At 69.4% G+C, this 8,715-nt stretch carries 7 protein-coding genes and 3 pseudogenes; 9 read left to right on the forward strand and 1 reads right to left on the reverse strand.

Features of this window, described 5'->3' with window-relative positions:
• From N415_RS25445 to N415_RS25455, 3 genes and pseudogenes are all read left to right on the forward strand, one after another.
• A pseudogene (locus N415_RS25445) lies at window positions 1-208 on the forward strand (amidohydrolase); the annotation flags it as partial.
• The gene (locus tag N415_RS25450; protein WP_068187717.1) at window positions 205-1,371 is read left to right on the forward strand and encodes a M20 family metallopeptidase; all 1,167 of its coding nucleotides are present in this window, start codon (window positions 205-207) and stop codon (window positions 1,369-1,371) included. The pseudogene N415_RS25445 and the gene N415_RS25450, both read left to right, overlap by 4 nt.
• A gap of 55 nt (window positions 1,372-1,426) precedes the next feature.
• Window positions 1,427-2,308: a hypothetical protein gene (locus N415_RS25455; protein ID WP_068187719.1), complete on the forward strand. Its 882-nt coding sequence runs from the start codon at window positions 1,427-1,429 to the stop codon at window positions 2,306-2,308.
• A gap of 77 nt (window positions 2,309-2,385) precedes the next feature.
• Here the strand turns inward: N415_RS25455 and N415_RS25460 are convergent, their stop codons facing one another.
• A complete protein-coding gene (locus N415_RS25460; RefSeq protein WP_068187722.1) occupies window positions 2,386-2,868 on the reverse strand; it encodes a gamma-glutamylcyclotransferase in 483 nt (160 codons plus the stop codon).
• Window positions 2,869-2,952: 84 nt separating this feature from the next.
• Between N415_RS25460 and N415_RS25465 the strand changes: the two genes are divergently transcribed.
• The 6 genes and pseudogenes from N415_RS25465 to N415_RS25500 all read left to right on the forward strand — a co-directional run.
• Window positions 2,953-4,368: an NAD(P)H-quinone dehydrogenase gene (locus N415_RS25465; protein ID WP_068187723.1), complete on the forward strand. Its 1,416-nt coding sequence runs from the start codon at window positions 2,953-2,955 to the stop codon at window positions 4,366-4,368.
• A gap of 56 nt (window positions 4,369-4,424) precedes the next feature.
• Window positions 4,425-6,149 carry a glycerol-3-phosphate dehydrogenase/oxidase gene (locus N415_RS25470; RefSeq protein ID WP_068113877.1) on the forward strand — a complete coding sequence of 575 codons (1,725 nt, stop codon included), beginning with the start codon at window positions 4,425-4,427 and terminating at the stop codon, window positions 6,147-6,149.
• Window positions 6,150-6,167: 18 nt separating this feature from the next.
• The gene (locus N415_RS25475; protein WP_152531570.1) at window positions 6,168-7,007 is read left to right on the forward strand and encodes a pseudouridine synthase; all 840 of its coding nucleotides are present in this window, start codon (window positions 6,168-6,170) and stop codon (window positions 7,005-7,007) included.
• 40 nt (window positions 7,008-7,047) lie between these two features.
• Entirely contained in the window at window positions 7,048-7,386 is a 339-nt protein-coding gene (locus tag N415_RS25480; protein ID WP_068187726.1) for a hypothetical protein, read from the forward strand.
• An 82-nt stretch (window positions 7,387-7,468) separates the two neighbouring features.
• A pseudogene (locus N415_RS33145) lies at window positions 7,469-7,774 on the forward strand (DUF222 domain-containing protein); the annotation flags it as partial.
• 719 nt (window positions 7,775-8,493) lie between these two features.
• Window positions 8,494-8,715: pseudogene (locus N415_RS25500) on the forward strand (hypothetical protein); the annotation flags it as partial.

Raw genomic sequence — 8,715 nt, forward strand, 5'->3', positions numbered from 1 at the left:
CCATCCGGTGGTCGGGGTCGACGCGGGCGGTGCCACCGTGCACCAGCGCGCCTTCGCGGCGGCGGCCGCCGGCCCCAGCGCCGACCGCGCCGTCGTCGACGGCGCGATCATGTTGGCGCGCACGGTGGTTCAGCTCGCCCAGGCCCCCGAACAGCGCGACCGGGTGCTGGCGGCGCAGGAGCGCAGACCCGGCGGAGCGCGCGCATGAGCCTCGTCGACACCGCCGAATCGTGGTTGGCCGCGCACCACCAGGACCTGGTGGAGTGGCGCCGGCACATCCATCGCTACCCGGAGTTGGGCCGGCAGGAGTTCGCCACCACGCAGTTCGTCGCCGAGCGGCTGGTCGATGCGGGACTGAAGCCGAAGCTGCTGCCGGGGACCGGGCTGATCTGCGACATGGGTCCCGAGCACGAGCCCAGGATCGCGCTGCGGGCCGACATGGACGCGCTGCCGATGGCCGAGCTGACCGGGGCGCCGTACGCGTCGACGATGCCCAACGTCGCGCATGCCTGCGGGCACGACGCACACACCGCGATCCTGCTGGGTACGGCGCTGGCGCTGAGCTCCGTGCCGGAGCTGCCGGTCGGGGTGCGGCTGATCTTCCAGGCCGCCGAGGAGTTGATGCCGGGCGGGGCGATCGACGCCATCGCCGCCGGGGCGCTGTCCGGGGTCTCGCGGATCTTCGCCCTGCACTGCGACCCGCGCCTCGAGGTCGGCAAGATCGCGGTCCGGCAGGGCCCGATCACCTCGGCGGCCGACCAGATGGAGATCACGCTGTATTCGCCCGGCGGGCACACGTCGCGCCCCCACCTGACCGCCGACCTGGTCTACGGCCTGGGCACGCTGATCACCGGGCTGCCGGGGGTGCTGTCGCGCCGCATCGACCCGCGCAACAGCACGGTGTTGGTGTGGGGCGCGGTGAACGCGGGCGTGGCCCCCAACGCGATCCCGCAAACCGGCGTGCTGGCCGGCACCGTGCGCACCGCGAGCCGCCAGACCTGGATCGCGCTCGAGGAGGTCATCCGCGAGACCGTGTCCGCGCTGCTGTCCCCGCTGGCGATCGAGCACACGCTGCAATACCGCCGCGGCGTGCCGCCGGTGGTCAACGAGGACATCTCCACGCGGATCCTGACCCACGCGATCGAGGCCGTCGGCCCCGACGCGCTGGCCGACACCCGCCAGTCCGGCGGCGGTGAGGATTTCTCCTGGTATCTGGAGGAGATTCCCGGCGCGATGGCCCGGCTCGGAGTGTGGTCGGGCGAGGGACTGCAGCTGGACCTGCACCAGCCGACCTTCGACCTCGACGAGCGGGCCCTGGCGATCGGGCTGCGCGTGATGGTCAACGTCGTCGAGCAGGCGGCCCTGTTCTAGGCGCTGCACAGGACTGAGTTGCCGGCCATGCGCGGCGCGTCGACGATTACCCGGCATGAACGCAGCGCTCAGCCGATTGCTCGACGCGCAGGGCGGAGTGGTGACCTCTGCCCAGGCGCTGACATTCCTGACACGTCGCGGGCTAGAGGCAGCGCTGAACAACGGTGAGCTACAACGGGTTTGGCACGGCATCTACGGCCACGGTGCGGTGACTACCGCTTTGCGTCTGCGCGGCTTGGACTTGGCGGCTGGGACGACGGTCGCGGTGTGCATGGGTACCGCCGCGGCGGCGTACGGCTTCGATACGGAGCGGACGCTGGATCTGCATGTGCTGAACCCCGACGGACGGCGGCTCCGCTCGACCGATGGCTTGGTCGTCTACCGTCGCCAGGGCGCGCCATTGACCGTGGTCGGCGATCGGCCGGCTACGACGCCGGCCTGGACGGCGATTGAAGTCGCGCGTCGGCTGCCCCGGCCGAGGGCACTGGCGACACTGGATGCGGCACTGCGCAGCGAGACGTGTGGGCGGGACGGTCTCGAGCAGGCGGCCGTGCGCCAGTGCGGCCGACGCGGCATCTTCACCGTGCGCGAACTGCTTGAGTTGGCTAACCCGAAGGCGGAGTCACCGATGGAAAGCGAGGCGCGGCTGGTCATGATCGACGGCGGGTTACCGCCGCCGGTTCTGCAATACGAGGTCGTGGATCTGCAGGGACGTATCTGGCGGCTCGATTTCGCGTGGCCCGAACGCCGCGTCGCCGCCGAATACGACGGCGTGGACTGGCACAGCGGTCCGGACGCATTTTTGCGGGACCGGCGACGCTCGTCTGCCCTTCAGGAGCTGGGATGGTTGGTCGTGCCCATCATCGCCTCAGACGTCAGATGTCGTCCCCGCGAACTTGTCCGCCGGCTCGAGACTCAGCTGCAAAAAGCCGCGTAACCCGCTATCGACGGGCCACAAAATGCCGGCCCCGACGGCGTGTCGCCGTACAGACACGGCCGCTCGCGGGGAAAACCCTAGGCGCCGCTGGTCCCCGGGCCGATGTTGTGCGCCGGGCGGGTCCGCAGATCGTGCACGTAATCCTCTGGTGCACCGGCGATTTCGGCCGCGTCGGCCATCACGCCGAGGTAACGCGCCGACGGCAGGCCGCCCTCCCAGGCGTCCAGCACATACAGCCACGCCAGCACGGGGTCGGTGGTGGTGTCCGACGAGATGCGCTCCACCCGGCAGCGGATCTTCTTGTGGACCCCGAACTCCGAGCCCTCCCAGCGGTCGAGGTTGATCTCGTCGGCCGGCGTCATGTCGTAGAGAACGACGAACACCTTCGATTGCGGGTCCTCGACGATGGTCGCCAGGGCCCCTTCCCAGCCGATGTCCTCCCCGCCGAACGTCAACCGCCACCCGTGCAGCCAGCCAGTTCCGGCCATCGGCGAGTGCGGCGCGCGCTTGAGCATCTGCTCGGGATCCATGTTCGACCCGTACGCGGCGTATAGCGGCACGGGGAAAGCTTAGACGTCGCATGCTCGCGCGGTATTCACCCAAGCGATTCGCGGGGTCCCGCCCACCCGGATAGGTTAGGGACCGTGGTGACCCGCATTGTCATCCTCGGGGGAGGGCCGGCCGGTTACGAAGCCGCGCTGGTCGCCGCCACCTCCCATCCGGACACCACGCACGTCACCGTGATCGACTCCGACGGCGTCGGCGGGGCGGCCGTGCTCGACGATTGTGTGCCGTCCAAGACGTTCATCGCCTCCACCGGGCTGCGCACCGAACTGCGCCGAGCGCCCCGGCTGGGCTTCGACATCGACTTCGAGGACGCCAAGATCTCGTTGCCGCAGATCCACGCCCGGGTCAAACGGCTCGCCACCGAGCAGTCGGCGGACATCACCGCCCAGCTGCTCGCCGTGGGCGTCGAGGTGGTCGCGGGCCGCGGCGAGCTCGTCGACCCCACGCCCGGCCTGGCCAAGCACCGCATCAAGGCCACCGCCTCAGACGGCACCTCCAGCGAGCACGAGGCCGACGTCGTGCTGATCGCCACCGGCGCCAGCCCACGGATCCTGCCGACCGCCCGACCCGACGGCGAACGGATCCTGACCTGGCGGCAGCTCTACGACCTGGATGCGCTGCCCGAGCACCTGGTCGTGGTGGGCTCCGGGGTGACCGGCGCCGAATTCGTGCACGCCTACACCGAGTTGGGCGTGCGCGTGTCGGTGGCGGCCAGCCGCGACCGGGTGCTGCCCTACGAGGACGCCGACGCCGCGCTGGTGCTCGAAGAGTCGTTCGCCGAACGCGGGGTGCAGCTGTTCAAGAACGCGCGCGCCGAGTCGGTCACCCGCACCGACGCCGGGGTGCTGGTCACGATGACGGATGGGCGCACCGTCGAGGGCAGCCACGCGCTGATGACCATCGGATCGGTCCCCAACACCAGCGGCCTGGGCCTGGAGCGCGTCGGCATCGAACTCGGGCCGGGCAATTACCTGACCGTGGATCGGGTTTCGCGCACCTCGGTGCCGGGGATCTACGCGGCGGGCGACTGCACCGGGCTGTTGCTGCTGGCGTCGGTGGCCGCCATGCAGGGCCGGATCGCGATGTATCACGCGCTGGGGGAGGGCGTCACCCCGATCCGGTTGCGCACGGTGGCCGCGACGGTGTTCACCAGGCCGGAGATCGCCGCGGTTGGGGTGCCGCAATCGATGATCGACGACGGTTCGGTGCCGGCGCGCATCATCATGCTGCCGCTGCGGACCAACGCGCGGGCCAAGATGTCGGGCCTGCGGCAGGGCTTCGTCAAGGTCTTCTGCCGGCGGTCCACCGGCGTGGTGATCGGCGGCGTGGTGGTGGCGCCGATCGCCTCCGAGCTGATCCTGCCGATCGCCGTGGCGGTGACCAACCGCATCACCGTCAACGAGTTGGCGCAGACGCTGGCCGTTTACCCCTCGCTGTCCGGCTCGATCACCGAGGCCGCGCGCCGGCTGATGGCCCACGACGATCTGGATTAGCCACTAGCCTGGGAACCGCACACCTACCGACGAGTAACCGGACAGGAGTCCCCGCAGTGACCGACCCAATCGACGCGCTGGGCCCGCAGCACCGCACCGTCGCCTGGGAGCGGCTGGGCGCCGAGCAGTTCGACGTGGTGGTCATCGGCGGCGGCGTGGTGGGCTCGGGGTGCGCGCTGGACGCCGCCACGCGCGGGCTGAAGGTGGCGCTGGTCGAGGCGCGCGATTTCGCCTCGGGCACGTCGAGCCGGTCGTCGAAGATGTTCCACGGCGGGCTGCGGTACCTCGAGCAGCTCGAGTTCGGCCTCGTCCGCGAGGCGCTGCACGAGCGCGAGCTGTCGCTGACCAAGCTGGCGCCGCATCTGGTCAAGCCGATGCCGTTTCTGTTCCCGCTGACCCATCGGGTCTGGGAACGTCCCTACACCGCCGCCGGCATCTTCCTCTACGACCGCCTGGGCGGCGCGAAATCCGTTCCGGCGCAAAAGCATTTGACCCGTGCCGGCGCGTTGCGGCTGAGCCCGGGCCTCAAGCGCACGTCGTTGATCGGCGGGATCCGCTACTACGACACCGTCGTCGACGACGCCCGCCACACCATGACGGTCGCGCGCACCGCCGCCCACTACGGCGCGGTGGTGCGGTCCTCCACCCAGGTGGTCGCGCTGCTGCGCGAGGGCGACCGGGTGACCGGCGTGCGGGTCCGCGACTCCGAGGACGGCTCGATCACCGAGGTCCGCGGCCACGTCGTCGTCAACGCCACCGGGGTGTGGACCGACGAGATTCAGGCGCTGTCCAAGCAGCGCGGGCGGTTTCAGGTCCGCGCGTCCAAGGGCGTGCACGTCGTGGTGCCGCGCGACCGGATCGTCAGCGACGTCGCGATCATCCTGCGCACCGAGAAGTCGGTGATGTTCGTCATACCGTGGGGCAGCCACTGGATCATCGGAACCACCGACACCGACTGGAACCTCGACCTCGCCCACCCCGCGGCCACCAAGGCCGACATCGACTACATCCTCGGCACCGTCAACACCGTGCTGGCCACGCCGCTGACGCACGCCGACATCGACGGCGTGTACGCCGGGCTGCGGCCGCTGCTGGCCGGGGAGAGCGAGGAGACGTCCAAGCTGTCCCGCGAGCACGCCGTGGCTGTGCCCGCGCCCGGCCTGGTCGCGATCGCCGGCGGCAAGTACACCACCTACCGGGTGATGGCCGCCGACGCGATCGACGCCGCGGCCCAGTTCGTTCCTGCCCGGGTGGCCCCGTCGATCACCGAGAAGGTCAGCCTGCTCGGCGCCGACGGCTATTTCGCGCTGGTCAACCAGGTCGAACACGTCGGCACGCTGAAGGGCCTGCATCCGTACCGGGTGCGCCACCTGCTGGACCGCTACGGGTCGCTGATCGGCGAGGTCCTGGAGCTGGCGGCCGAATCTCCCGACCTGCTCAGCCCGATCAAGGAGGCGCCCGGCTACCTGAGGGTCGAGGCCCTCTACGCCGTCACCGCCGAGGGGGCCCTGCACCTAGAGGACGTCCTCGCGCGCCGGATGCGCATCTCCATCGAGTACTCGCACCGCGGCGTCGACTGCGCCCGCGAAGTTGCCGACGTGGTGGCGCCCGTGCTGGGGTGGTCTGCCGCGGACGTCGACCGCGAGGTCGCCAACTACACCGCGCGGGTGGAGGCCGAAATTCTGTCGCAGGCCCAGCCCGACGACGTGTCGGCGGACGAATTGCGCGCCAGCGCACCCGAGGCGCGCGCCGAAATCCTCGAGCCGGTACCGCTGAGTTGAGGCCCCAGTGAGGCCCAGTTGAGGCCGGCGCCCCTTCCCGTGCGCGACGGGCTCGGCCCCGCCCGGGTGCGGCTGCTCGGCGGTCCGGTGCTGGCCGAGCTGACCGCCCGGTTCGGCGCGCCGGCCAGCGAGGTTGTCGACGCCGACGGCACGCCGGTTGACGCGACGACGGCGCTGCCGGCGGGTTCTTTCGTCTACCTCTACCGCCAGCTGCGCGACGAGGTGCCGGTGCCCTTCGAGATTCCGGTGCTGCATCAAGACGACGACATCGTGGTCGTCGACAAGCCGCATTTTTTGGCCACCATGCCGCGCGGCCGGCACATCGCGCAGACGGCGCTGGTGCGGCTGCGTCGCGAACTGGGGTTGCCCGAGCTGAGCCCGGCGCATCGGCTCGACCGGCTGACGGCCGGAGTGCTGCTGTTCACCACCCGGCGCGAGGTGCGCGGCGCCTACCAGACGATGTTTTCCCGAGGTTTGGTCAGCAAGGTTTATTTGGCGCGCGCCGCCGTCGACCCCGCTTTGGTGCTGCCGCGAGTGGTGCGCAGCCGAATCGTCAAGCGCCGCGGCGTTTTGCAGGCCTTCTGCGAGCCGGGTGTGCCGAACGCGGAGACGTTGGTGGAGCTGCTTGCCGATGGCGTCTATCGGCTGACGCCGCGCACCGGACGCACCCATCAGCTGCGGGTGCACATGGCCTCGCTGGGCGTGCCGATCGAGGGTGATCCGTTGTACCCCAACGTCATCGATGTGGCCCCGGACGACTTCAGCACGCCGCTGCGGTTGCTGGCGCAGCGCATCGAGTTTGACGACCCGCGCTCCGGTGTGCGCCGCGAGTTCGTCAGTCGGCGGCCGGGCCCGTAAGCGCAAGAATTTCGCATGCGCCCGTCGCTAGCCTGCCGTCATGCACACACTGAAGAAGGCCGTTGCCGGGGCGCTCCTTTCGGGCGGCCTCGCGGTGGCCGGCGTCGGCCTCGCCGGAGGTGCCGCCGTGGCCCAACCCGCCCCGGCGCCCCTCAACCACTTCACCTGGTGCCCGGGCCACCCGGATCCGAACGACCACATGTCGCCTGGGGGCCCCATCGCCGCCATGCAGCGGGAGGGGTGGGACTTGAACGTCTGCCACGACTATTGGTATCCCGCGGCCGGATTCCCCGATAGCCCGCAGCACAACGACATTGTCGAGGGGGATCACGTGCCGCGCGGGCCCGCCTGCGCGCCGCTGTGCGCGCCCTGGCCGTAATGGGATTCCTGCACCGGCGGCCGCGGGCTGCCGAGGGGCGGGTCGCCGACTCTTGTCGGGGGGTGGTGGCATACTCGAACGTATGTTCGATGAAGCGGCTCGTGCCGAGGTGATGGCCCGGTTCGACGAGATGATCGAGCGGTGCTATCCGTCGTCGACGGCGGAGTCGGCGGCGCTGCTGGATGAGATCGGTGTGTTTGCTTGGGTGGAGAACCGGGCGGCGGCGGCGCAGTTGGAGGCGATCGGGCGGTTGTTCGGGTATCGGCTCTCGCGGTGTGCGGAGACCGAGGAGTGGGCGATCGACACGATGGAGGCGGTCGCCGCGGAGGTGGGCGCGGCGTTGCGGATCAGTCAGGGTCTGGCGGCCAGCCGGCTGCGCTACGCCCGGGGCGGGGCCACGCACGCGTCCAACCTGAAGTGTTATTGCCGCACTCAAGCTCGGATGCAGACGTTCGACGCCCGGTGATCTGCCAGGAGTTAGGTCTCGCGCTGGGCGAAAACCGAGGGCCCGCGCATTCGATGGGCATTCTTGCGCAGTGCAGCCGCTTTTTGACAGGTACTCTCGGCCGCTCGACGCGCCTTATGGGCACCGTCCACGGCGACCTCTGCGCGACTTATGACTCGTTCGAGGAACTCCAACTCGGTAAGCAGTTGGTGGATGCCGCTTTCCACGGTGCGCCTCCTTTTGGGTCTCGGATACCCGACAGGACCGGTCTTGACCCTCGCCTAGAGATACGCGATAACAGGACCAGTGGCGGTGATTAGATGCTCCTGGATAGGCAAAAGGGCGTTGCTGTGAACGGTGAGGAAGACACCAACGTCGCGCACTGGTCCGAGGCCGCCCGGCAACGCTCCCGGAAACAGATGCTTCGGGCCGTTGGCAAGTTCCGCCAGGCAAAAGCGCGATTCTTTGAGACCGAGGACAGGATGGAACACGCAGCCGAGGAATACCGGCGCGCTCTTCTGTTGGGCGCTGATCTACCGCCAATGTCAACGGTCGAGGTCACGGTCGAGACAATCGATGGAGAAGGTACGGCTCGGTCCAACTCGGACGGCTAGTTTTTGCGCCGCCCTTATGCGCCGGGCTCAGAATGTACTTCAGCCAGTCGATGCCATCATTTGATCAAGACGTTTTGGGGCTGGACGGAAAAACAACTGGCCGACGGCACCCTGATTTTGACGTCCCCGGCCGGGCACACCTATGTCACCACCCCGGGCAGCGCCCTGCTATTCCCCAGCCTGTGTTACGCCGTCGGCGGCATACCCAGCCCCGAGGCCGACCCGCCGCACGACTACTGCGCCGAGCGCGCCGCGATGATGCCCAAACGC

It is taken from the genome of Mycobacterium sp. UM_CSW (assembly GCF_000455205.1).
In the GTDB taxonomy this organism is placed as follows: domain Bacteria; phylum Actinomycetota; class Actinomycetes; order Mycobacteriales; family Mycobacteriaceae; genus Mycobacterium.